Annotated in this window: 14 protein-coding genes and 1 pseudogene; 3 read left to right on the forward strand and 12 right to left on the reverse strand. The window is 41.8% G+C overall.

Annotated elements, in window-relative coordinates; translation table 11 throughout:
* Nucleotides 1–45: 45 nt before the first annotated feature.
* The 11 genes from BrL25_RS04125 to BrL25_RS04175 form a co-directional block, all read right to left on the reverse strand.
* Nucleotides 46–1,710 (reverse strand): glycerol-3-phosphate dehydrogenase/oxidase, encoded by a 1,665-nt coding sequence (locus BrL25_RS04125; RefSeq protein ID WP_018671873.1) that lies wholly within the window; start codon nucleotides 1,708–1,710, stop codon nucleotides 46–48.
* A gap of 175 nt (nucleotides 1,711–1,885) precedes the next feature.
* Complete coding sequence (gene glpK / locus BrL25_RS04130) at nucleotides 1,886–3,394, reverse strand: glycerol kinase GlpK (protein ID WP_018671874.1); 1,509 nt, start codon at nucleotides 3,392–3,394, stop codon at nucleotides 1,886–1,888.
* Between the two features lie 46 nt (nucleotides 3,395–3,440).
* Nucleotides 3,441–4,151: an MIP/aquaporin family protein gene (locus tag BrL25_RS04135; RefSeq protein ID WP_018671875.1), complete on the reverse strand. Its 711-nt coding sequence runs from the start codon at nucleotides 4,149–4,151 to the stop codon at nucleotides 3,441–3,443.
* 182 nt (nucleotides 4,152–4,333) lie between these two features.
* Nucleotides 4,334–4,894: a glycerol-3-phosphate responsive antiterminator gene (locus BrL25_RS04140; protein WP_018671876.1), complete on the reverse strand. Its 561-nt coding sequence runs from the start codon at nucleotides 4,892–4,894 to the stop codon at nucleotides 4,334–4,336.
* A gap of 99 nt (nucleotides 4,895–4,993) precedes the next feature.
* Nucleotides 4,994–5,554: a GNAT family N-acetyltransferase gene (locus BrL25_RS04145; RefSeq protein ID WP_018671877.1), complete on the reverse strand. Its 561-nt coding sequence runs from the start codon at nucleotides 5,552–5,554 to the stop codon at nucleotides 4,994–4,996.
* A 6-nt stretch (nucleotides 5,555–5,560) separates the two neighbouring features.
* The gene (locus tag BrL25_RS04150; RefSeq protein WP_018671878.1) at nucleotides 5,561–8,833 is read right to left on the reverse strand and encodes a non-ribosomal peptide synthetase; all 3,273 of its coding nucleotides are present in this window, start codon (nucleotides 8,831–8,833) and stop codon (nucleotides 5,561–5,563) included.
* 75 nt (nucleotides 8,834–8,908) lie between these two features.
* Nucleotides 8,909–16,768, reverse strand: coding sequence for an amino acid adenylation domain-containing protein (locus BrL25_RS04155; RefSeq protein WP_018671879.1), 7,860 nt, complete (start codon nucleotides 16,766–16,768; stop codon nucleotides 8,909–8,911).
* A gap of 275 nt (nucleotides 16,769–17,043) precedes the next feature.
* The gene (locus BrL25_RS04160) at nucleotides 17,044–17,451 is read right to left on the reverse strand and encodes a (deoxy)nucleoside triphosphate pyrophosphohydrolase (RefSeq protein ID WP_018671880.1); all 408 of its coding nucleotides are present in this window, start codon (nucleotides 17,449–17,451) and stop codon (nucleotides 17,044–17,046) included.
* A 15-nt stretch (nucleotides 17,452–17,466) separates the two neighbouring features.
* Nucleotides 17,467–20,727 carry a DUF3427 domain-containing protein gene (locus BrL25_RS04165; RefSeq protein WP_018671881.1) on the reverse strand — a complete coding sequence of 1,087 codons (3,261 nt, stop codon included), beginning with the start codon at nucleotides 20,725–20,727 and terminating at the stop codon, nucleotides 17,467–17,469.
* Between the two features lie 217 nt (nucleotides 20,728–20,944).
* Nucleotides 20,945–21,565 (reverse strand): HXXEE domain-containing protein, encoded by a 621-nt coding sequence (locus BrL25_RS04170; RefSeq protein ID WP_018671882.1) that lies wholly within the window; start codon nucleotides 21,563–21,565, stop codon nucleotides 20,945–20,947.
* 21 nt (nucleotides 21,566–21,586) lie between these two features.
* Nucleotides 21,587–22,177 carry a TetR/AcrR family transcriptional regulator gene (locus BrL25_RS04175; RefSeq protein WP_018671883.1) on the reverse strand — a complete coding sequence of 197 codons (591 nt, stop codon included), beginning with the start codon at nucleotides 22,175–22,177 and terminating at the stop codon, nucleotides 21,587–21,589.
* Between the two features lie 342 nt (nucleotides 22,178–22,519).
* On the opposite strand from BrL25_RS04175, the gene BrL25_RS04180 reads away from it, so the two are divergent.
* The 3 genes and pseudogenes from BrL25_RS04180 to BrL25_RS24635 all read left to right on the forward strand — a co-directional run bounded on the left by BrL25_RS04180 (nucleotide 22,520) and on the right by BrL25_RS24635 (nucleotide 24,355).
* Nucleotides 22,520–23,230, forward strand: coding sequence for a DJ-1/PfpI family protein (locus BrL25_RS04180; protein WP_018671884.1), 711 nt, complete (start codon nucleotides 22,520–22,522; stop codon nucleotides 23,228–23,230).
* A gap of 108 nt (nucleotides 23,231–23,338) precedes the next feature.
* Nucleotides 23,339–24,186, forward strand: a pseudogene (locus BrL25_RS26370) (HesA/MoeB/ThiF family protein).
* 10 nt (nucleotides 24,187–24,196) lie between these two features.
* A complete protein-coding gene (locus BrL25_RS24635) occupies nucleotides 24,197–24,355 on the forward strand; it encodes a hypothetical protein (protein ID WP_155803036.1) in 159 nt (52 codons plus the stop codon).
* 79 nt (nucleotides 24,356–24,434) lie between these two features.
* Here the strand turns inward: BrL25_RS24635 and BrL25_RS04195 are convergent, their stop codons facing one another.
* Nucleotides 24,435–25,256 (reverse strand): alpha/beta hydrolase, encoded by an 822-nt coding sequence (locus BrL25_RS04195; RefSeq protein ID WP_026315178.1) that lies wholly within the window; start codon nucleotides 25,254–25,256, stop codon nucleotides 24,435–24,437.
* Nucleotides 25,257–25,419 lie beyond the last annotated feature (163 nt).

The following is a 25,419-nucleotide window of genomic DNA, read 5'->3' on the forward strand; positions in this document are numbered from 1 at the left end:
GAATCGTTTGCTGCCCAAGCTCTTTGCTTACAACAGAGCTTTCTATCATTCTCTGATCGGAATAACGGCATCATGTATGAACTGATCTAGACGTTTCTGATGATTACTCACTTCTTCTCTGCTCCACCCCAGCTTTTGGGCCATATAGGCGATAACGGGCTCCTTCCAATCTCGAACCCCCTGTATATTAAAATAGAGGTCTCCTGTGCGACGAATAAAGAAATCCTCTGGAGTCGTTGCCATCTCTTCTTCTATCGCATACATAAGGGGTCCAAAAACATGTGTAGGCAATCCGGATTCCGCTCTTTCTGCCTCATGTTCACTTATTCGTGAGAAAATGCGAGATACATTTGAGCCATAGCGAGCAACTAACTGCTCTGCTTCCTGTTCGGATAGGCCGATCGAGATGCCTTCCTTTATCTTGTCCTTCTTAAATAACTCAAACTTGTCGGCACCACCTACATCACCGCCAGATAAACGGATTTGATCAGTTGTACAACGTGGATAATTCCCTTGACCTTCTGTTTTGAATTGCTCGACTAGTAGATCAACAATTCTCTCAGCCATTTTGCGGTACCCAGTCAGCTTCCCGCCTGCAATTGTTAAAAGATTTGATTCGGACATAAAAATCTCGTCCTTACGCGAAAGCTCAGATGGGGATTTGCCATCCTCGTGTATTAACGGACGTAAGCCTGCCCAGCTTGATTCTACGTCCTCTCCTGTCAATTCAAGCGATGGGAACATAAAATTAGTCGCACGAAGAATGTAGTCTCGATCCTCTACAGTTATTTTGGGGTTAGCAATGTCCCCCTGATAGTTCGTATCCGTTGTTCCTACGTACGTCTTATTATCTCGTGGAATCGCAAACACCATGCGTCCATCCGGTGTATCAAAATAAATAGATTGTTTTAACGGAAATCTTTTTTTGTCAATCACGATATGAACACCTTTGGTGACATGTAGTCTCTTGCCTTTGTTAGAGCCATCGATTTCTCGAATGGTATCAACCCATGGACCTGCCGCATTAATGATTTTCTTGGCACGGATCGTAATTTTTTCCCCACTGATTTGGTCAATAGCTACGACCCCTACTACCTTGCCATGCTCATACAACAAATCCTCTGCTTTCACATAATTGATAGCAGTTGCTCCCCGTCGCACCGCTTCCTTCATCACTTCCATCGTTAGACGAGCATCATCTGTCCGATATTCTACGTAATAACCGCCACCTTTTAGCTTTTCCTTGGCCAATAACGGCTCTTTTGCTAGGGTTTGCTCCTTGTTCAGCATGATACGACGCTCATTTTTCTTAACCCCGGCTAATGCGTCATACACTCGTAAGCCTATCGAAGTAGCAAATTTACCATACGTTCCTCCTTCTATCATGGGAAGAAGCATCCACTCTGGCGTAGTGACATGGGGAGCATTTTCATATACGATGGCCCGTTCCCGTCCTACCTCCGCAACCAGCTTAAATTCCAGCTGTTTTAAATAGCGCAAACCTCCATGCACTAGTTTTGTCGAACGACTAGAGGTCCCGGCAGCAAAATCCTGCATGTCAATCAAAGCCGTATTTATCCCACGTACTTGTGCATCCAGTGCTATTCCCGCCCCAGTGATTCCGCCTCCGATCACCAGCAGATCATATTCCTGTATCTCCATATCACGCAATAATTGTCCGCGATATAAGCTTGAAAATGGCTTTGTCATCCTCACTCACTCTCCTGTACATAATAACGAGCACAATTCTTCGTCAGGTGAATAAAAAAAGACCACAACAAGATCCTTCTCAATCATAAGGATCTGCTGTGGTCTACTCCCATTCTCCGACCAATATTAACTTGTCTATTTGATAACAAAAGTATAGCGTAGTTTACTGGTAGCTTCAACCGACAGTCGGTACTTGGAAGCCCATTGTTGCTTCTACTGCTTTTTTCCATCCACTATATAATTTACTTCTTTCCTCTGCCCCCATCTGTACCTCAAAGCGCTTATCAATCTGCCAAACAGAGGCAATCTCCTCTCGACTTTCCCAGAATCCAACAGCTAGACCAGCTAGATAAGCTGCCCCTAATGCTGTCGTTTCACTATTGGTAGGACGCTCAACTGAAACACCAAGAATATCGCTTTGGAACTGCATCAGGAAATTATTTCTTACTGCACCACCGTCTACACGCAAGGCTTTTAAAACAATTCCTGAATCCACTTCCATTGCAGAAAGGACGTCTTTTGTCTGGTACGCAAGCGACTCAAGAATGGCACGGATAAAATGCTCTTTTTCTGTCCCACGTGTCAATCCAAATATAGCTCCTCGCACGTCACTCTTCCAATATGGCGTACCGAGTCCAACAAAGGCTGGAACCATATATACACCTTCAGTCGATTCCACTCGTTGTGCATATTGTTCACTTTCAGCCGCCGATTTTAACATTCGAAGCCCATCACGTAGCCATTGGATAGCTGAACCAGCAACAAAAATACTACCCTCTAACGCATATTCCACTTTACCATCGATGCCCCATGCGAGCGTCGTTAGTAATCCACTTTCCGATTTAACTGCCTTTTCTCCCGTGTTCATCAGCATGAAGCAGCCTGTTCCATAGGTATTTTTTGCCATCCCTGTCTCGTAGCATGCCTGCCCAAATAAAGCCGCTTGCTGATCTCCTGCCGCACCAGCAATAGGTACCTGTTCGCCAAAGAAATGATACGATGCTGTAAGCGCATACACCTCTGATGATGGTCGAACCTCAGGTAGCATACATTTAGGAATATCCAGCATGGCTAATAACTCAGCATCCCATTTTTGCTCATAGATATTATATAGAAGAGTTCGTGAAGCGTTCGAATAATCCGTTACATGACTCTCCCCACCTGATAAACGCCAGATCAACCATGTATCAATGGTTCCAAACAGCAGGTCACCCTTCTCCGCCTTCTCACGTGCACCTTCTACATGATCCAAAATCCATTTTAATTTGGTACCAGAGAAGTAAGCATCGATCACTAATCCGGTTTTTTCCTGCACTAGATCGGAATAGCCCTGGGCCTTTAGCTCATCACATATCTCGGATGTTTGACGGGATTGCCAAACAATCGCATTATATACTGGTTTGCCTGTGTGTTTATCCCAAACGATCGTGGTTTCACGCTGATTCGTGATGCCAATCGCCGCTACTTCCTTTGGGCTAATATTGGATGTGGACAGAACCTCTGCAATCACAGCTAAAATAGAACCCCATATTTCAAATCCATTATGCTCTACCCATCCTGGCTGTGGAAAATACTGTGGAAATTCCCGCTGTGCCATGGCAACAATCTGCCCTTGCTTATTAAAAAGAATGGCACGAGTACTGGATGTGCCTTGATCTAATGACAAAATATATTTTTTCTCCATATATCACTCATCCCTTTTCCCTGTTATTCAGTATTTTCTCTCTAGTCTAAGCAAGAAATACGATTTTATAAAAAAGCGCTGCCAAAACTCCTCCCGCAATTGGTCCAACAACCGGAATCCAAGCATAACCCCAGTTGGAAGTTCCTTTTCCAGCAATCGGGAGCAGAAAGTGGGCGAGACGTGGTCCTAAATCTCTCGCTGGATTAATCGCATACCCTGTCGTGCCACCTAGGGATACCCCAATGCTAATGATTAAAAGTCCTACCACAAACGGATTTAATCCATCTACAAATTTATTCGCTCCAATCGCAAGAATACCAAAAACCAGAATAAAAGTACCAATAATTTCACTTAAAAGATTACCTAGCGTATTTGGAATGGCAGGATCAGTTGCAAAAACAGCCAATTTCGCCCCTTTATCCTCTGTTTGTTTCCAGTGAGGCAGATAGTGTAGCCAAACAATTACAGCGCCCAAAAAAGCTCCCAACATCTGTGCCACGATATACAACGGTACGTCAGCCCAAGCAAACCTATCGATGGTAGCTAACGCAATCGTAAGGGCTGGATTTAGATGAGCGCCACTTATCCCGCCCACAGCATAAGCTCCCATGGTAACGGCCAACCCCCAGCCAATCGTAATGACAATCCACCCTGAATTTTGCGCTTTTGATTTATGAAGAACAACCCCTCCTACTACGCCGCCCCCCAAAATAATTAAAAGCATGGTACCAACCAATTCTCCTACAAATGGTGACATCTTATGTATCCCCCTTTATGCTTTGACTGACAACAAAAAACCCACAGGAAACAATCCCTATAATACCATAGGGAAGCCTCTGTGGGTCTCCGATTCTCCATCACCTGATTAACTTTATATCCCATTTAAACAAACAAAAGATAATTCTGTCAACAATGAATTATCAGGGAATGAGAAAGATTTTATTTATTCTCATAATGATGCCAAATCTCTTTCCGTGATGTTGTTACCGCAACAGCCCCACCACTAAAGGCACACTCGGCATCCTCCACAGTTCTGATTAAACCACCTGCAAGCACAGGAATCTTCACACGATCATATACTTCGGCAATAATATGCGGCATAATTCCTGGTAATACCTCGATATAATCTGGCTGCGTTTGTTCTAAAAGACGGTAACTGGTTTCAAGCGCCGTAGTGTCCAGCAGAAATAATCGTTGAATCGCTAAGACTTTATTTTTCTTTGCGGTTAGTACGGCACTTTTCCGCGTGGAAATTACACCTGCTGGTCGAATTTCTTGACATAAAAATTCGGTTGCATATTCATCATTTCGTAAGCCATTAATAAGATCAGCATGCACAAGCATTTTTTTATTATGCTTTTTCGACATTTGGACAATATGCTTTAATTGCCCTACATGGCTATCCAACAAGACTAAATATTCAAAACGACTTTTAAGCAATGCCTCGAAATCCTTCATCTGTCTGACTGCTGGTAATACTTTCTGCTGTAAAAAATCCATGCAACACTTCACATCCTGTATCAAAAACTATCATGCATCATTGTAGCAGGATTTTTCGAGGATGCAACTAGTCTTTGTATTCCCAGAAGACCTTTCTCTCTAGTTGCCCTTTACCGATTTAGAGATAAAAATAGTGTCTACATATGTACCGTCAGGATATTTGACCTCTCCGATCTTCCTTCCCTCTTCTACAAACCCAAAGCTCTTTAGTAAGCGAAGGGACCTTTCATTATGAGCAAATGCCTCGCCTGATAGCTTCTCAATGACAGGATGTGCCTCTGCCCACTCTAGCATGACTTCAAAAAAGAGACTTCCCATTCTTTGACCGCGCCACTCTTCTTTAATTGTTAACGCGATCATACCTACATGCTGTACTCTCTTTGTTTCTCTTGGCGTAACGGTCATAATTCCGATTAATTCATTCTCGTATTCCGCGATAAATGCCACTTTATTGGGATCATTCCAAAAGGTATCAATACCGGCTGCGACTTGCTCATCATTTGCGATAAATTCTTCTCCAGAAGTGAGCATGAAGGAATTATCGTGAAATACTCGCTCGTAATGCTTCCGAATGATCGAAGCGTCCTTTGCTGTCGGTGAACGAAATGAAATGATGCGATCCGATTTGCTTTGTTTCAACACAGGTACGATCTGAGCCATAGTTATCTATCCTTCCTTTTTAATCTGCTGTAAAATACGTTGAACCATTTTGGCATTCCTTTGTAAAAAATGACCATTAAACATGCTGTAATGCATGCCTGCACCTTGATATTCTCTATAGGTTCCTTTTGTAAATTTACCCCACATTTGCAAATCGGCGGGCTGCGCAATATTGGCCTCATCTGGCTCTGCTTGTACAAAGTGAATGGAAGCATGTACTTGACCCACATGAGCTAACTGAAGGAAGTAAGCAACATACGCTCTGGTTTTCTTCAGAACCTGCTCTTTCACAACCTCATCACCATGGCTAAAGTCTAAGATTTCTCTGATATTTTCTAGTTGCAAGAAGCGCTCAATCTCATCTTCTAGCTCCTCTGGAGTCATTTTCATCTGCTCTGTTTTCATGTAGGTGTCAAACATAATGATGTCAGATACAGTGTGTCCCTTCTCTTCCATTGCTTTTGCCACTTCGAATGCTAGATTTCCCCCAGCTGAATAACCTAGAAAAATGTAGGGTCCTTCTGGCTCTGCATCTAAAATCTGTTGAGTATATAGCTCTATGCGATTTTCCTCTTCCAAATATTCAAATCCATAAAACGTAGCTTCCTGATCTAATAATTCCGCAATTCGTTTGTAGATAAAGATAAAACCATTTATCGGAGGAAAACAAATCACTTTGATATCGACAGCTCGGTTTAATAGCGTCATATGGTTGTTACTCTCCTCCATATAAAAAGCAAAGGCCCGTTCTGCCATATATTCTATCGTTGGGTTTTCATACAGTAATTTTAATGGAATCTCTACGTTTAATTCTTGGGCCACTAGATTAATCATCTTCAGCATTTTTAGTGAGTATCCACCCAGCTCGAAGAAATTGTCCTTAATTCCGATCGGTTTTATTTCCAGAACATCCTCCCAGATGCTCACTAGACTGGCCTCAAGGGATGTTCTGGGCGCCACATACTCTTGCTTTGAGCGCAGGCTGTTCTCTGGCTTTGGCAGGGCTTTTCGATCAATTTTCCCATTAGGGGTTAGCGGCATTTTCTCTATCTGTATCACATACGTAGGGAGCATATAGTCAGGCAAAGAAACAGAAAGGGCTTTTCTTACATCTATGTTTCCTATGTCTTCTGTAGTCACCAAATAGGCGCATAGCTCATTGATTCCATCCTTGTTTTGTCTAGCTATAACTACTGCTTCCTGCACAAATCTACGTAACAGCAACTGCTCTTCAATCTCACCCAATTCAATGCGATGACCTCTAATTTTCACTTGGTGGTCTAGTCGTCCCATATATTCGAGGGTGCCGTCTGCCAGCCATCTAGCCAAGTCCCCTGTCTTATACATACGTTCTCCAGCGATATAAGGGTTGTCGATAAAGCGTTCCTGCGTTAGCTCCTGTCTGTTTAGATAGCCCCTCGCTACGCCTGCTCCCGATACATACATCTCGCCTGGGACCCCGATTGGTGACAGCTTTCTCTCCTGATCCAAAACATAGATAGACAGCGTCGGAATCGGCTTTCCTATGTTGCTTGCGTGCTGATGAAAATCCTCTTCTATCAGCTCACGGAAGGTAGCATGGACCGTGATTTCGGTTATGCCATACATATTGATCAGTTTGGTCTGAGGATATTTTGCTTTCCATGGCTGTAGCTGTCTTGGTGTTAAGGCTTCACCGCCAAAAATGACGTACCTCATATTCAGATTTTGATCAGCGGATTTTACCTCTTCATTTATGATCTGATAAAATGCGGTAGGTGTTTGATTGAGTACCGTTACTTGCTCACTCTGTAGTAATTGTAAGAAGACTTTGGTATCTTGTGCCACTAGCTTAGGAACCACTACCAGCTTTCCGCCAAACAGCAGGGCTCCGAAAATTTCCCATACGGAAAAATCGAAGCTAAAGGAATGAAACAGCGTCCAAACATCTTGATGGGTAAACGAAAACAAGGGGGTGTCTGGAAAGAATAAACGCACGACATGTCTGTGTTCAATCATGACACCCTTGGGATGTCCAGTCGTCCCTGAAGTATAGATGATGTACGCTAAGGATTGCGGTGAAATCTCGACAGACAGATTTTCACTAGCATACTTCTCCAGGTTTTCATCATGTAAATGAATGATTGTTCCCCAATAGGTGGAAACCTTTCCTTCAGGTCTATCGGTAAGCAGAAGCTTCGCCCCGCTATCTTCTAGCATATAATGGATTCGATCCTGTGGATAAATCGGATCGATGGGAAGGTAGGCTGCACCTGCTTTTACAATGCCAAGTATCCCCACAATCATCTCCAAGGAACGCTCAACCATGATCCCTACGATATCGTTAGGTTCAATTCCACGCTCTGTAAGTGATCTTGCTACTTGATTAGCACGTCTATTCAATTCTTCATACGTCATACGTTGATCATCACATACCAAGGCTTCTCGATCCGAATGCTTCTTTGCCTGCTCCTCGAATAGTTGTACAATTGTTTTGTCCTGCGGATAACCGGACTGTGTCTGATTAAAGCCGAATATGAGCTGATTTTTTTCCTGTTCAGACAAGAACTCGATCTCCCGACTAGGTTGTTTCGGGTTGGACAAAGCTTGCTGTAGTAGTCGCAGAGTATGTTGAACAATGCGCTGTATCGTCTCCTCCTGATAACATTCTGAATCGTAATGCAGCTCTATTTCCAGGCTATTTCCCACAGCTCGAAATAGGAAGAATGTTTTACTCTCTATGTGATCGATATCTCCCACGTCATGTACGCTATCGAGCAGAACAACCGTCTGCATATTAACCTGTGATGGATCGTTTATCTCTGGGTGTAGCATCCGTACAGCTTCTGCAAAAGACAGATTGGGATGCTGATCTGCCTCCATGACGGTTTGTTTGATTTTTCCCGCCCATTCGGCAAAGCTATCATTCTTCGTTCCAAATGTTCGCAGAGCAAGAAGATGGTTGGCTGTGTCCTTACTCCTTTTCATTTGAAAAGGGGGCATACCGACTAGAATATCCTCACTCCCTGTATAATGGCTAAGCAACAGCTTCACACCCGTAACTAGCAAAACGTACATACCAAACGCCGATCCATTGCTGGTTGCTATTACTTTTTCAGACAGCTCGGCAGGGAAAACCGCTTTATATACAGACCTAGTGCTCTCTTTGCGTGTTCTGGTAAAATCCTCCGGGAATCCACTCGCGACTACATTTCCTTGTAATTTGCCTAACCAGTATTGCTGTTCCTCTTGCCACTTTCCAGTCGTCATTGTACTTGATTGACTCAATGTGTCACGCATCCTTTTTCTCTCCTTATCAGATCGTGTAGGGAGAGAATGCCCCTCCCTTTTTTACCAGAGAAAAACCCTTACCTGTTAAAATGTAAACGTGAAGTCTTCCGTTATGGCACTCTCCATTTTTTTCGTTCGCAAAAAGGGAATCTCGTTTATGAGCATATCCTTGTTCGCTGTAACCATCCGGAGAAGCTCCACATAATTCTGTCCCATCTGCTCAATGGTGTCTCGTTTAAATAACGCTGTGCGATACTCCCATGTGAAATGGAACCTGTCTCCTTGCTCCATTGCCTGCAAAGTAAGGTCGAATTTTGCAGTTTGATGCGTGTACGGATAGGGTATTAACGTAAGTCCATTTACTTGGCTTGTTTGCCAATCTGTATTTTGGAGTACAAATACTACATCAAAAAGAGGGTTGCGATTAGGAACTCGCTCAGCCTTCACCTTTTCGATTAGCTCCTCAAATTGATAGTCTTGGTTCTCAAAAGCCTTTAACGAAGTCAATTTAACCTCATCTAAATAAGCTGCAAACGATTTACTACCCTCTGGATGCATTCGAAGTACCAATGTATTCACAAACATACCGACGATCCGTTGAATATCATTATCTCTCCTGCCTGCAATTGGTGACCCAATCATGATTTCGTCCTGACCACTATATTGAGCCAGTAGCAGACCGAACGTTGAAAGTAAGATCATAAAGGGGGTTGTTCCTGTTTCCTCTGCTATTTGATGCACGAGGTGGGTTGTTTCCTGATCAAGAGTAATCGATAACTGATCTCCTGCAAACGTGAGAGCCTCCGGACGCTGGTAATCAAGTGGGAGTTGCAGAACAGGAAGCTCTCCAGCTAACTGTTGCAGCCAATATTCTTCTTGTTTCAAATAGGGGGCGGTTTGTTTCCAGGATTGCTGCCATACGGCATAATCCTTATATTGCAGGCGTAGTGCAGGTAGCTCTTCCCCTTGATAAAGCCGTACAAATTCATCCGTAAAGGTAGCCATGGAGACGGCATCTGAAATAATGTGATGAATGTCTACTAGTAAAAGATGACGGTCTGCCGCAAGCTCAATGAGACCAACTCGAAGTAAAGGCGGTGTCTCCAGATCAAAAGGCTGAATACATGCTTGAATTAATGCGTGGATATCTTCCTCAGCTACATGGTTGTTCCTCATATCTTCATATTGAATCGTAAAATCTGCCTTATCATGTACGCGTTGCATCGGTTCCCCGTGCACCATTTCAAAGGACGTTCGCAATGTAGCATGCCTTTGAATCAAGTGTTGAAAAGCTATTTCCATGCGTTCTCGATCTACAGCTCCCTCCAGCATTATCACAGCCAAAATATTGTAACTCACGGTAGCTCCGTCTAATTGATGAAGCAGGAAAAGTCGTTTTTGTGCAGAAGAAAGCGGATAGTATTCGCACTCCTGTGCAGGCTGGATACCCTTGTGCACGCTTTTCTCCATTTCTGGAAGCAGTTTTGCCAACGATGCTATGGTGGGATATTGGAAGACTTTTTCAATTGGCAGTTGAACATGCCATTCTTTATGGACCTTAGCAACAAACATCATCACTTTTAAAGAATGTCCACCCAATTCAAAAAAATCATCGTAGATACTAACCGGACTGATTCCTAATAAGTCCTGCCACATCATTGCCAATCGAGCTTCCAGCTGATTGCGCGGTGCCACATACTCTTGATTTCTAACCGCATTCCTTTCAGAGATGGATAATGTTTTTCGGTCAACCTTTCCATTGGGTGTAAGCGGAATCTGATCGATCTGGTACATATGAGTGGGGATCATATATCCTGGTAAAAAGATTGCTAGATCATCCTTTACCTTGGCAAAGGATAAAGCTTCCTCCGATACGAGATGAGTGCATAGTTCATGTTCGCCTAGAGAGCTCGTCCACACCGAAACCACGGCTTCCTTAACATATCCAAGCTCCCTGATTTTGGCCTCTATCTCCCCTGTTTCGATACGATATCCACGCACCTTTACCTGATGATCCATACGACCTAAAAACTCTACATTTCCATCTGGTAGCCACCTAGCTACATCTCCCGTTTTATACATCCGTTCACCTGATACATACGGGTTTGGGATGAATTTTTGCAGAGTCAATTCCTCCTGCTTGTAATAGCCACGCGCTACACCAGCCCCTCCTATGCACAATTCCCCCGGAATTCCTACAGGTAACAACTGATTCTGTTGATTGACGATATAGTAGCTCGTATTGGGTAATGGCTTTCCAATTGGGACACGGCTTTGCCCATTCAACCAACCAGCTTCCTCTTCAAAATAGCTAGACTCAATGCTAGCCTCCGTTACCCCGTAGGTATTTAAAATACGTATTGCTTGTCCAAACTTCTGTAATAAATAAGTGAAATCTTTGATCGATACGGTATCGGCTCCAAGCAGAATTAGCTTCAGATCGGGTAGCTCCAAGCCCTCCTCTGCAACATACTGCATAATGGGTACAAATAAAGCTGGAGTCGTATCAACCATGCTAATTTGATGCTTACGCATGAATTCATATAGAGCGGGGGGATGAATCCGAATGTCTTCTGGACAAATGATGAGCTGACCACCTGTAAGGAGCGCTTTTGCCATATCCCCAGCAAATACGTCAAATGAAAAGCTAGCCATTTGCAATAACCGACAAGGGGTTTGCTTCAGCTCGTACTCCTGCATCCAGGCATAGGCCGCATTCACATAGCCTCGGTGTTCAATCATTACTCCTTTAGGCTTTCCCGTTGATCCTGATGTGTAAATTAGGTATGCCATGTTTTCGGGTTTCGTAACACCAACCAAATTAGAGCCATCTGGGTGGTAATTCAATTCATCCTCGACATACAGGATTTCTTTCGTATATTCTCCTTTATTTATCTGAAGATGAGCCTCTGTCGCTCTCGTTGTAAGTAACATCATCGAATCGCTATCCGTAAGCAAGTAGTAAATACGCTCGCTGGGATAATGGGGATCGATTGGTACATAGGCTCCACCTGCTTTTAATACCGCAAGTACGCTAATGAACATTTCGATAGAACGATCCATGAGAATACCTACAATACTCTCTGCCAGTACACCTTTTTCTCGCAGCGTTCTTGCCAGTTGGTTCGCTCTCTTATTCACATCCCGGTAGCATATCGTTTGATCTCCCCACACGATCGCACTCTTATTAGGTGTAGCGATCACCTGCTCTTCGAACAACTGCGTAAATATTTTGTCTTTTGGGAACTTCATCTTTGAATCATTAAAGCGTTCCAGTATTACACGTTTGTCTTTTGTCGAGGTCAATTCTAGCTGATCTATCAGTTGATTTGAGTTCTCGACAATTTCATGTAACAGCGTAATAAAATGCTTCATCAGACATTTTACGTACTTCTCATCATAGCGTTTTCTATTGTAAATAAAGTGGAACTGTAAGGAATCCTCTGGTGTCACCTTTACTGTAAAGTCATAGTGAGTCTGCTCAAAATAAGCATACAAATCCATTGTGTATCCCAAGGACTGGGTAGTTTGAGCAAGCCCCTCCACATCCAATGGATAGTTTTGATAAATAAACAGATGGTCAATTAGCCCCTGCTTGACTGGACTTAGCGCTTGGATTTCTGAGAAGGAACAATATTCATAGGGCTTGGCTTCTACAGCCTGCTTACTGACTCTTTTCAACAGCTCCAAAAACGTACTCTGATCATCCCAGCTTACCCGTAATGGATTGGTATTGATGAACAAGCCCATGATCCTTTCTACACCTTCAACCTCAGACGGTCTTCCAGAAACCGTTCTTCCAAATACAGCGTCTCGTTTGCCATTATATTTGCCTAAAAGGATACCCCATGCCGTTTGAAGCATAGCTCCTGTAGTTGAGTGATATTCCTTAGCGATTCGTTGTAGCTGTGATGTGAGATGTTTCTCGATATACAAGATCGTCTCTGCTTGCTCGTCCCCCATACTCTCCTGTCTATAGTCAATCTCTGGCTGTATCCCCATCTCTTCCTTCTGCAATCCAACACCAAGCATTTTCGGCAGAGCGGTAGACTCTTCGTATCCTTGGAGATACTGCCTCCAGAAACGAAGCGATTCTTCCTGATCCTGCTGCTCAATCCACTTCATATAGGTAAAAAACGGTACAGCATCCTCTACTTCCACCGAGGTTTTGTGAATCATAGCACGGTACTGCTCCATCCATTCTTGCAGCATAATCTGCAAGCTCCATCCATCAATTTGAATATGATGGGTACTTACCATGATGTGATAGCAGCTGGTAGCTAATGTAACCACAGCTAAACGCATCACATCTTGCGTAAGATCAAAACCGCGTTCACGATCAGTCAGTCGTTGGTTTTGTAAATAGCGGCGTTGATCCTGCTCATCTAAGTGAGATATATCAGCTCGTAGCACCGGAATATACCGATTTTTCAGAACACATTGAACAATCTCTTCCCTTTGAGTATAGCGATAAACTGTGCGAAGAGCATCGTGACGCTCCACTACACGCTGTAGGCTAGCTGCTAGCAAATCAACGTCTACCTGCCCTTTTACTGTCAACTCCAGTTGAATAAAAAAGGAAGCGGGCTGATTCAAGGAGCTGTGAACATACATCCATTCTTGAGATGGCGTTAGGGGGTAGACCTGTTCAATGTCCCCCATCGGAATATCTTCTTCTACTTGGCTTTGTAAGAAAGGAAGCTCCTCCATCGGAATCGTGAGTAGTGGAGCCGTAGCTTTATGCAGTCGAGATTCTATTTTTTGTTCCAGCAAAGTAATTCCTCTTGCCGCATCCGATAGAATGGGGAACTGGAACAGGCGCTTCATTTCTAAGGACATGCCCTTGGCCCGGAGACGAGACATCACTTGTATGGCCTTAATAGAGTCACCGCCTAGGTAAAAGAAATTATCCCGAGCTCCTACTCTCTCCACTCGTAGCACAGCTTCCCATATCTTTGCCAATAGCCATTCCCTTTCATTTTTTGGCTCAATATAAACCTCGTCTGTGCCGAGTGTGTCGGCATCTCGTGTAGGTAATGGCAAACTTTTACGATCAACCTTACCATTTTGTGTCAGCGGCATGCTTTGGACGGGAATAAAATAGGTGGGAATCATATACGTCGGTAATGCGTTAGCTAATTTCTCTCTCAACGCCCCAATGCTATTCTCTCGCTCCGTAACAATATACGCACACAGCTCTTGATCCCCCTGCTCATTCTCGACAGCCACTACTACTGCATCTTTCACACCAGCTATTTTGACCAGTTGTGTTTCTATTTCTTCCGACTCGATGCGATATCCCCGAATTTTCACTTGATGATCCATGCGTCCTAGATACTCCAATTGTCCATTTGGTAACCATCTCGCATAATCCCCCGTCTTGTACATCAGCTCCCCTTTATCTGTAAAGGGATTCGGGACAAAACGACCTGCTGTCATCTCTGGTAGATTAAGATATCCTCTTGCTAAACCAACACCAGACACACATAGTTCACCTGTCACTCCCACAGGCTGTTGTTCACCATGCGGACCAACGATATAAATTTGAACATTGTCGACTGGTCGACCTATCGGGACAAATGGTACGGTAGCTGTATCGCAGTCATAATAGGTCACTTGAATGGTTGTTTCTGTGGGTCCATATAAATTATGGAGGGAAATGCCATACGGTTGTAGAATGTCATGGAACTTGGCAACATGCTGGACTTTAAGCGCTTCCCCACTAGCAAATATAAGCCGGAGATTTTTTACCTGCTCTGCTATCCCTGTTTCCGCAAGATAGGTAAGAAAAATATGAAGCATAGATGGGACAAAATGGATGATGGATATGTGATGCTGTTGGATTGTCTGAACAATCATACCTGGGTCTTTTTCTGCTCCGGGCTGTAAAAAACATACCTTGGCCCCTACAAATGACCACCCAAATAATTCATAAACAGATACATCAAATGTGTATGGCGTTTTTTGCAAGATCGTATCCTGCTCCGTAAGTGGGTACTTTCTCTGAGACCAATAATTGCGACTGATAACAGATCGGTGTTCGATCATGACCCCTTTTGGATTTCCCGTCGAGCCGGATGTATAGATGACATATGCAAGATGATGAGCTTGTGCCAGTGGCTTCAGATTCGTCCCATCCTCATCGGCATAGAGATCGGATTGGATGATGATCTCCTCCCCCTCAAATGAGAAATGTCCAGCAAAAGAAGGATGCACAAGCAATAAAAACGCACCACTATCCTGTACCATATACTCCATTCGTTCGTTAGGAAATTCAGGATCAATGGGTAGGTATGCCCCACCTGCTTTCATAATGGCAAAAATGCCTATGAGCATTTCTAAGGATCGTTCCGTAATTATGGCAACAGGCTGATCGGGTTGCACTCCTTTTTGTCTAAGCCTTCTTGCCAGACGGTTGGCCTGTTCATTTAGCTCGCGATAGGTGAGATGTTTGTTCTCAAAAATGACCGCTATATGCTCAGGCGTCTTTTCAACCTGTTCTTCAAACATTTGGTGCACGGTCTTGTCCAATGGGAAATCGTTTTGGGTTTCATTAAAGGACAAGAGTAGCTGTCTTTCCTGCCCAGATAGTAGTTGTAGTTCATCAACCTTTTTGCTAGATTTCTCCACACCATCCTGTAGCAGGAGCAGAAGCTGCTCTGCCACCCTTGTTATTTCTGACTTATCAAACATTTCAATCTGATAATCCAACGTAAGCATCATTTGTCCGTTGTCTATATTCTCTTTTACATGTACATACAACGGGTAGCCGACATGACCACTAAAGAGCCATTCCATGCTATATGTAAGCTGTCCCTTTTCTCCCCACTGCATAGGCTGATACTCTAGTACAATCGTAAAAAGCTCATCCATCCCCCGATGCTTCGTGCGTAATTCTTGCATCAGTAAATTATAGGGATATTTCTGATGTCGTAGGATGGAGACCTGTTTCTGAGTGATTTGGCGGACATAGGAGACAAAATCTAGCTGTGTATTCACCTGTGTACGAAACGGCTGCGTGCTTACAAACATACCAAACATGCTCGCATCCGTGCGATTAGTCCGATTGCCATAAAGCGTACCAATCGTAATATCTTCAGAAAAGGTAAGCTTCTGCAAATAAATCGAAAGAGTAGCTAGGAACAGGGCATTCACGCTAACCTGATACTCTTTACAAAAGGTGTGAACCAATGCTTGAAGTCTCTCTGAGATAGGAACAGATTCTCTCGCTGCCAAGGTACTCGACTGGTAAGTAGGCACTTGTTTGATTCCATTTACCTCAGGAAGACTGGAAAAAACCTCCTGCCAATAGCTTTTATCCTTCTGGAAACGGACGGAAGCCTCGTATTCCATTTCACTATCCAAATAAGAGAGATAGGAGGGCTGTACTTCCAACTCGATCGACTCTCCTGCAAGTAAGCGAACATAGTTATCCATAAACTGATTGCAGAACATATCAATTGACACACCATCGGCAATCAAATGATGAAATCGGCAATACACCCACATTTGCTCGTCATCAATCAAATGGATGGAAATATCGTACAAGTCAGAATGAAACAACTCCATAGGTATCTTCGTCTGGCTCTCGGCCCATTCTACTGCTTTATTTATAATTGATTTTTGTTCATACTCCTGTGCTATTGATACGTCCTCAAGCTTAGGATGCGCTACCTTTTTGCTGTAATCTATGACAGGAAACTGTCGCTCCTGATAATCTAGTAGATATTGCCTTGGTTCTACTTGCCCTTCATCTGTTAAACGGATTCGAAGGGCATCATGGGCATAAATGGCTGCGTTTATCGCCTGACATAGCTTTGGATAATCAGACTGCCCTGTTATTTTTATAAAACCAGCCATGATATTTACCGCCGTGTCAGGATGCATCATCTCTGTATACCAAATTCTCTTTTGGGGATTCGATAGCGCATAGGTTTTTTGCATCAGGTTTCTCCCTCTTTTTGGTTTATTCATCAATAAACATTTATTCCCAGTAGAATTATAACAAAATTAGTAAAAAATGTTCCATGAAAATATTTTTTACAGTGGAGGGTGGGGGATTAGATATTTTCTAAATATTGGATTATATCGTTACAAGATATAATTGAACGTAAAAACCCGAGCTACGGACACATAGCATATCCGTTACTCGGGTCTTGTTTAAATTTGTAAGGTTTTGTTGATCTGGTAAAAAGAACGATTCGCATCCATAAAATAGGTTAGCGAAACTGTAGAACTTGCTCCTTCGAAAGTTTATCTAGTGTTGGCAAATCTGCTGGTGCCCATTCTAGTGAATGTAGCTCATCGGCACTTATCCACCTTAACTCTTCATGCTCACTAGCCACCGGTCCACCACTCACTACCTTGGCAAAGTATGTAATCAGTCTTACCTTTACAGTGGGATATTCGTACACAGAATCACTTATTAGCTCCCCCACTTCTATCTGGCATCCCAATTCTTCTTCGATCTCACGGATCAGTGATTCTTGAGGCTTCTCACCTTTTTCAATCTTACCTCCAGGGAATTCCCACATCCCCGGCAATGACATCTGCTGGGAACGTAGAGCACTCAAGATTTTTTGATGATCATTTATAATCACTGCTCCCACTACATCTACCTGTTTCATAAAATCCTCCTTAGCTTAACGAACCAGATCAAGATACAAATCATCTGGTAAAGCGTTGTGTAATTTCCATGTGATATTCATAGGCTTATCGCCGACACTGCTTACATAATCTAATTCTCCTAGATAAGTAAATGGAAGAGTTTTCCCATGCATTTCCGTAAACTTACGCACAAACAAATGAATGTGAATGTCTCTTTCACCATGATTGATATAATCCTGCCCTCTATCAGAATTGTGAGAAGTTTGGTTAGCACTTTGCCAGTGGAAATGATTTTTGTCAATAAAATAATCATGGTATTGCAGGTGCTCTGCTGTATTTTTGGCGTCCTTTTTTAAAGTAACAAAGAATAAATAGTGATTGTCTACACGACTAATCCCTTCACGCCATGAGCCCTCTTTTGCTTTAGCCTGAAAGAGATAAATCAGGTCGTTTCTTGTGTAATTTTGATACAGTTGAACCTTTTGTTCTCCATTCAGAAAAGTACTAGCATTATAGGTTCTTCTAAATTCCGTTATCCCATATTCTACTCTTGCTTTCAGATAGGTCTTCCATTTTTCATCCATCCAAATAGTCTTCACATCTTCTGCAAAAATAAATTCATTGTTTATAAAGTTACCAAAAGCCCAATTTTGTTTTTTATAAGATCTTGCTAGACGCTCCATAGCTCGTAGAATATAGGTCTCATGGTACTCTTCTTTCATATTAATACCAAATTTGTCTGTAAGAAACGCAATCACATCTGTTGAAGTTACTTTATGTAGGGTAGTTATTAATGATAGCACAGCAAACTCATATGGCCATTTGATAGGAAGTGCCTGTTCTAATCGTTGTACCATTTCTATCACCATGGGGTGAGATAGAATCTCTTGATCAAAGGAATTCATATCCTTCATCTTTTTCTTCGTTTCCACCCAAGAACCATATTTCTTGATAAAATAATGCAAACTTGGAGCAACAGCCGAATATAAGAAATCTTCAATTTCTGGAGAATACCCCAGTTCTTGTTGAAACTCTTTATATAATCCAGTTAGCATTTGATGGTCGTCCATCCGAATAAGATTAATTTTATCTAAAATCTTTTGCCTTGATATCTCTTCCAACTCAGCAAAACACCCATCTGGTAGCTGAGCAAAATCTGTTTCTACAATTACTCGTAAGGCATCTCGATCAAATGCTTTGTGATTCGTTTGTCCAGACAAAGCTAATGGAACGATAAAAGAACGTTGATTATTACCAATGAAATCTAAGATGGTTACAAACTCTTTTTCCTCTGATTTACGTAACCCGCGACCTAACTGCTGAATAAAAACCGTAGCAGACTCTGTTGGTCTTAAAAATAACACCAAATTCAAAGAAGGTATATCAATTCCTTCGTTAAATATATTTACAGTGAAAATGAATTCTAACGGATCGTCAGGGTTTTCTAGGCTTTCGATCATTTTTCTTCGTACAACCGGATCGTCCTTTCCCGTTAAACATTTAGCAGAATATCCTCGATTCATAAATTCATCAGCCATATACCTAGCATGTTCAACCGTGGCACAGAATCCAAGAGCTCTTCTCTTCCGTCCATCATAGCCAAACTTCTCAATCATCTCAAGGATGTAATCAACACGTTCATTGGTTTTTAAAGCCTTTATTAAAGCCCCTTCATCAAATACACCATTTTGATGAACAACTTTATCATAATCTACCGTATCGCCCAACCCAAAATAATGAAAAGGAGCTAATAATCCAGCCTCCAATGCTTGGTGTAATCTAATTTCATACACCACATTATTATCGCATAAAGCTAGTACATCTCTCCCATCCATACGTTCAGGAGTGGCTGTGACACCTAGTAAGAAAGTTGGTGTGAAGTAGTCAAGAATTTTACGGTATGTCTCCGCCTCGGCATGGTGAAACTCATCTACGACAATATAGTCAAAATAAGCTGGATCAAACCTTTTAAGGGAATCCTCTCGGTGTAGAATCTGAACAGTTGAAAATAGATATGGTTTATCCCACTCTTTTACGTCACCTGTAACCTTACCAATCTGCTCCTCTGAGCCTAAGACAGCCGCGAATGTTTTCTTGGCATTTTCAAGTAATTCATCACGATGTGCAAGAAATAATACCGTCTTAACACCCATCTGCACAGCATCGAAGGCAGACAAATAGGTTTTTCCCGTACCGGTAGCCGCAATGATGATGCCTTTTTTATTTCCTCTCTCTCTTGTTTCTTTTAATGCATCCAGAGCTGATGTTTGCATGGAGTTAGGGGTAAGCGCATTTTCATTGTTTTTTTCCAAATAAGTAGGTTGAGTTTCAGCAACAACCTTTTGCCTTATCTCTAAGGGTTTAAATGAATCTATTCTTTCTATTTTTCTTTGATTTCGTTTTAGTTCGTACTCGTCAATAATCTCTGAAGTGATATCAATAGCTCGTTGGTCATTCCACAGTTCTAAGAATAACTGGGATGCATTTTTATAAATTGGAATATGTGGAGCGTCCGGAAGTTTAACATTCCATTCATACCCTTTTTGGATGGCTGAATGAGATAAGTTAGATGATCCAATAATGACACTATTTAACTGTGAATTACGGGTAAACAAATACGCTTTTGTGTGAAATGATGTATTGCCTGAATCAAAAATTTTCACCTGCACATTTTTAAGCTCTAGCAATCTGCGTAACGCTTTTGGTTCAGTAACATTCATATACGTAGAGGTTAAAATGTTAATCTTCTTACCTTGTCTCCTCAATTCATCAAGAGAGCTTAGCAATAACTGTAGCCCTGACCACCGAATAAAGCTAACCATAAAGGATACACTATCAGCAGTTATAAGCTCAGTTCGTAGTATATTAAAGAAATTCTGCCCTCTGTTATTTTGGTTGGTTACAAGATGAGGAATACTAAAGAATAGCTCTGGGTAAATGAGAGGAATATGCTTCTCATCATCTCCGTAATGATAATGAATACTAGATAGAGGTCTAGCTAGATCGTATGGAAATCTGTTATGTATGGCATTAACCTGTAAATCTTTTGCATGACATGCGCTGTCACTTAGATTTTCCTCATGTAACTTTTTTTCTAAATTCATAACTAACTGAATCATCTCTTCATATTGCTCTTTTTCTGCTAACTTGGTAAGGGTATCCCCTACTTTTTTGGATAGGTGGTTAGTAAGTGCGTTTACATACTCGTTCGGTGCAATCGGATAAATTCTATGATTATTAGGATAGGTCGTTTTCTGTAAATATAGTTCTTCGTAAAAACCATTTTTCTCCGTCATTTTCTATGAACCTCTTTTTTTGTGATTTGCTTTCCCTCCTAATCAGTTTACAATAATTAAACGTGATAGATAAGATATTCCATGAAAAACAAAAAGCACCGACCTTACATGCCAGTGCTGATCATCATTTTTACTTATATTCCAAGAATCTATGTCCATGAATTCTTCAAGTCCATTCAAATCCTGTAAAACCCAAGCTACACCTACCTACATCCCCTCATAAATAAGGCCCCATCTGCTGCTTAGAAAAGCTATACCGTGACTTTTTATCCTTCAACCACATATTGCCCTTAATGATAAGAACATACACAGCCACGATAAAATAGATCGTTCCAACTACCCAATCCGTCGTAGTCGCTAAGCCATGAGTAACAATGTGAGAGATATACCATCCGCCAACAGGAATATGAAAAAATATAACGGCGAACAAGCCAGGATTATACAGTGTTTTTCCTTTTATATTGGCAAAAATTCCGTGCCAGATAAATTGAAAGAAGCCCATGAGAATAGGGGCAAGACCAAGCCAGATCACATCTGGAAATAGGACAGGGAGCAGATAAAAAACATAGGCGATGACAAGATTTATAATCATAGCGGATTGAGGATTTAATGGATACCTTTGCGGATACTCACTTTTAAAAATAAGCACATTAAACAATCCCCCGAAGTATCCAGGCCAATGATATTCTTCAAATTGATGGAAAAGAATAGCAACAAAACTAAGCCATAAAATAGCACGTATTTCAGTGATATCCTGCCAACCCACAAACAAATAGATCCCGACTATAAAAGCAACAACTACACCTAAATCCTGCCAATATTTCCGTAAAAAGTCCATGTCCACTTCTCCCCTATCCTCTTATTTGGAAGAAAAATAGTGACCAAATAGGAAATTCACTTGCTCTTCGATTGGTGCAACTCTTACCCCTGCCCCTGATTCAAGTATTGGCTTCATTAACGCAGGCAAAAAGATGGCACCAAATAGCTGCGTAATCATCATCATTAATTTATCCGGGTCGCTTTCTTGCGTGATTTCCTGTATTGCAGCCCGGACCTTTTGGAAGCCCATCGTTTGTAGAAATTCACCATATTCTTGCTGTGATGCAAACGGTGCAGTCCCCATCGCGATAATTCTTGATACAAGCTCTGGGTACTGCAATATAACCTGAACATAATGAATGAGGAAGGATTGTAAACGGTCCCTTGGTGATAAGCTAAGATCGTCCAAAATAGTAAAGGTATCCTGAAAGCTGTTTAGTAAAACTTTAACGGCCTCACTTATCAGCCTTTCTTTCGATCCAAAATAGTAATTAATAAGCGCGATATTCGTTTCTGACTTCGTTGCGATTTTCCTGATGGTCACACGCTCAAAGCCTTCTTTCTTAATCAACTCCAAGGTTGTCTCAAGAATTTTTTCTTTGGTTGCCTGATTTTTTTCAGAATGTGTCATAGCCTACCTCCCGCTTACACTTTTAAACAACGTTTTAATCATTGTTTAATTCGATAATAGCACCGTTCTTTCAGCAAATCAATGCGTTTTTTCCATTGTTTAATATCAGCTTGAATAAAAAAATGTTTGAACTACGTGTAACATCACCAAATGGTAACAAGTAATTTTCTTTCTCAAAACACATGCACCTGTCAATGATGACAAGGCATGTGTTTTTTGTATAAATAGGCAAATTGTAATTTCCACAATTTTCTAGCCCTTATTAGTCATGTTTAAATTTATAGATTTGGATATTATTTTTGACGAAAAGAAATAATTCCCAATAAAAAGGAGCTGTATAAATTGAAACAATTATGTAGTTACATCCTTATGCTTGCAATGGTCCTTTGCACTTTTGGTACAAGTGCATGGGGCCAAACAGCAGTAGCCGATTCCAACAAGTCTTTACAGACAAAAGAAGTAAAAAAAGAGTGGACTGTAGGGATTTTGCTTTTTAACGATGTGGAAGTATTGGATTTTGCAGGTCCCTTCGAGGTCTTTGCTGTTACAGGACAGGATACGCCAATTAGCCCTTTTCATGTAAGAACCGTTTCGGAGGACGGAAAAATGATAACGGCACGAAACGGATTGAAGGTTCAACCTGATTACAGTTTTGAAAATGCTCCTGCCTTTGACATTCTCATCGTTCCAGGAGGACCTGGTAGTCGTACGGAAATGTACAACAAAAAGATGATCAAATGGGTACAAGAACGAATGAAAACTGTTGATATTATGGCTTCTGTATGCACAGGCGCATTAATTCTCGCGGAAGCAGAATTGCTAAATGGTAAAACAGTGACCACACATTGGAATTCCTACGACCGACTTGAAAAAGATTATCCCAAACTAAAGGTTAAGAGGGACGTAAAATTTGTCGATGAAGGAAAAATCGTAACATCAGGTGGTATTTCCGCTGGTATTAACATGTCATTCCATCTAGTCAAACGATTGCTAGGAAAAGAAACAGCCGAGCATACAGCAAAACTGATGGAGTATGACATTGTCGTAGAGTAAAAGGCTAGTCATTCCATGTAAAAGATCATCTCAATTGTTCTTTGCGTCATCGTAAGAATGATTGAAACTGATGAAGCAACGTTTACTCATTCAAAAGGTGGTCAAACAATGGACGAAAATCAGTATTACTGGGAAATGGTCAAAAAAAACATCGGCGTATACTCCCGAGAGGAACAGGAACGACTTCGGAATGCTAAAGTCATCATCTTTGGTCTAGGCGGCGGCGGTTATGAGGTCATTTTATGCGCTCGTATGGGACTCGGACACATTACAGGAGTAGATCCTGACGAATTCGAGGTCTCTAATATTAACCGCCAAATGCTCAGCTTTGTTAGCCGAATTGGGTCAAACAAAGCTGAAACAGCGGCTGAACTGTTACAAGACATTAATCCTTCCATAAATATTCGTGTCACCCAAGATTTTGTAACAGAACAAAATGCTATTGATCTTCTAAGCAACACAGATGTGATAGTAGATGCTACTGATGATTTGGTAGCGCGTGTCATTATTCATCGGGCGCGGCTACATTAGGCATCCCTTCTATCTGGATTGCAGTGACTCCTCCCTTCCGAGGGGGCGTAATGTCTCTTACTCCTGATTCTGTACCATACGAAATTGCTCTAGGCTATCCATCCTACCAACAACAATTAACAGATAATGTAAAACAGAAGATCCATTCAATGAAAGATGGACGAGCCCTATATTCCATTTCATAAGGTGCAGATGAACAGTGGGCGCAAAACTACGTAAAAAAGGAAAGTCCATGGGCAGTGCTATCACCAGTAGCAAATATTGTAGGAATCCTAGCAAGCTTTGAGGCTTTTAAACTAATTGTCAGACGTTCATCTCTACTACCTATTTTAAGCCCTCAGCTTATCCCTATAGATTTGGCACACAATGAAATGGTAACCGTCATGAATCCACAGAATGGGTCATGGAATTACTCAGAGCTGTAGGATTATTTCGATGACCGGTTTAATCGTATTCGTACTTATTATCTCTCTCTCCCTACTTGTAAAGGATTTTGTCTTAGCCTCTGCTGCCTCCATCCTTGTATTGGCTCCAGAGTACAATGCTAGTTTAGAAATAACAAAATCCTTAACACCAACCTTCGTTTCTTCGTAAAAACGATAACGAAAACGCATGCAACTGTCTTTTGGAACAGGGGATGCGTTTTGTCGTATGTACCTTTTACACTATGATATTATTTCCATGCCAAAGCAGATTGAATGACAAGTCCTATAAAAGGTAGAATAACTGATAGATGATTCTCTTCATCAAAGCAACGATATTGTACTTGTAAGCCAGGAATATTACTAGAAGATAAACGATCATGCATTTCTTTAGCATCCACGATCATTTCTGCCTTTTCCTCACTACCTATCCCTATCAGAAGACTAGTTTGTAAAGGTTCTGATGTTGAATCCTGCGCCTCCTTAGCAAAACGTTCTGCTAATGGAAACAGAAATTGATTTTTCCACCAAATCGATGGACTTCCTGCTGCATAAACCTGAAAAGCCTGACGTTTTGTAAACATCGTATATAATGTAAACAGCCCGCCCAATGAATGGCCAAATAACGTTTGGCGATTACGGTCAATTGAAATCTCCTGTTCAATCAACGGCTTCAATTCTTCTTCAATAAATGTCAAAAATAAGTCTGCCCCACCAGTTGTTGGCCATTCAGAGCCATCTTTGCGATCAGGGAGCTCAGTTTTATCTGCAAACACGGTATAATCATAGAACCGTCGATTCGTTTCAAAAGGCTGGTTTGTATCATAACCAATACCAACTACCACAGCTGGTTCCAGCATATGTGGCCCACGCGTCCGCAAGCGAACTGTCTCCGCCATCGAGCCAAACGCTGAATTGGCATCCAACATATAAATAACCGGAAAACCCGTTTCGGGTGCAGGTACATCTGGCTTGTACACCATAATTCGGTATATAGCACCACGATTACTTGTTACCGTCCACTGCTCTGCCCCCGGAATGGCGAAGGCTGAACGTTCTTCTTCATGTTTCATCGCCAAATTCACCTCTCCTCACAGCTACCTACAAGCCGATCATATACTTCACGCAGGAGAAAAAGCATCTTGGTGAAACATTTCGTCTTGAGCTATCTGTTGTATCTACTCAAATGATAATCATTATCAATATTGATCATAGCGAATTAGCTATCATAGTGCC

This window comes from Brevibacillus laterosporus DSM 25 (assembly GCF_002706795.1).
Classification (GTDB): Bacteria; Bacillota; Bacilli; order Brevibacillales; family Brevibacillaceae; genus Brevibacillus_B; species Brevibacillus_B laterosporus.

Excerpts from the sequence above, each read along its gene's own strand:
- BrL25_RS04160 (WP_018671880.1), bottom strand. The coding sequence starts at position 17,451 with ATGAAACAGGTAGATGTAGTGGGAGCAGTGATTATAAATGATCATCAA.
- BrL25_RS24635 (WP_155803036.1), top strand. The coding sequence starts at position 24,197 with ATGACCGGTTTAATCGTATTCGTACTTATTATCTCTCTCTCCCTACTT.
- glpK (WP_018671874.1), bottom strand. The coding sequence starts at position 3,394 with ATGGAGAAAAAATATATTTTGTCATTAGATCAAGGCACATCCAGTACT.
- BrL25_RS04150 (WP_018671878.1), bottom strand. The coding sequence starts at position 8,833 with ATGCGTGACACATTGAGTCAATCAAGTACAATGACGACTGGAAAGTGG.
- BrL25_RS04155 (WP_018671879.1), bottom strand. The coding sequence starts at position 16,768 with ATGCAAAAAACCTATGCGCTATCGAATCCCCAAAAGAGAATTTGGTAT.
- BrL25_RS04165 (WP_018671881.1), bottom strand. The coding sequence starts at position 20,727 with ATGACGGAGAAAAATGGTTTTTACGAAGAACTATATTTACAGAAAACG.
- BrL25_RS04140 (WP_018671876.1), bottom strand. The coding sequence starts at position 4,894 with ATGGATTTTTTACAGCAGAAAGTATTACCAGCAGTCAGACAGATGAAG.
- BrL25_RS04170 (WP_018671882.1), bottom strand. The coding sequence starts at position 21,565 with ATGGACTTTTTACGGAAATATTGGCAGGATTTAGGTGTAGTTGTTGCT.
- BrL25_RS04195 (WP_026315178.1), bottom strand. The coding sequence starts at position 25,256 with ATGAAACATGAAGAAGAACGTTCAGCCTTCGCCATTCCGGGGGCAGAG.
- BrL25_RS04175 (WP_018671883.1), bottom strand. The coding sequence starts at position 22,177 with ATGACACATTCTGAAAAAAATCAGGCAACCAAAGAAAAAATTCTTGAG.
- BrL25_RS04125 (WP_018671873.1), bottom strand. The coding sequence starts at position 1,710 with ATGACAAAGCCATTTTCAAGCTTATATCGCGGACAATTATTGCGTGAT.
- BrL25_RS04135 (WP_018671875.1), bottom strand. The coding sequence starts at position 4,151 with ATGTCACCATTTGTAGGAGAATTGGTTGGTACCATGCTTTTAATTATT.
- BrL25_RS04145 (WP_018671877.1), bottom strand. The coding sequence starts at position 5,554 with ATGGCTCAGATCGTACCTGTGTTGAAACAAAGCAAATCGGATCGCATC.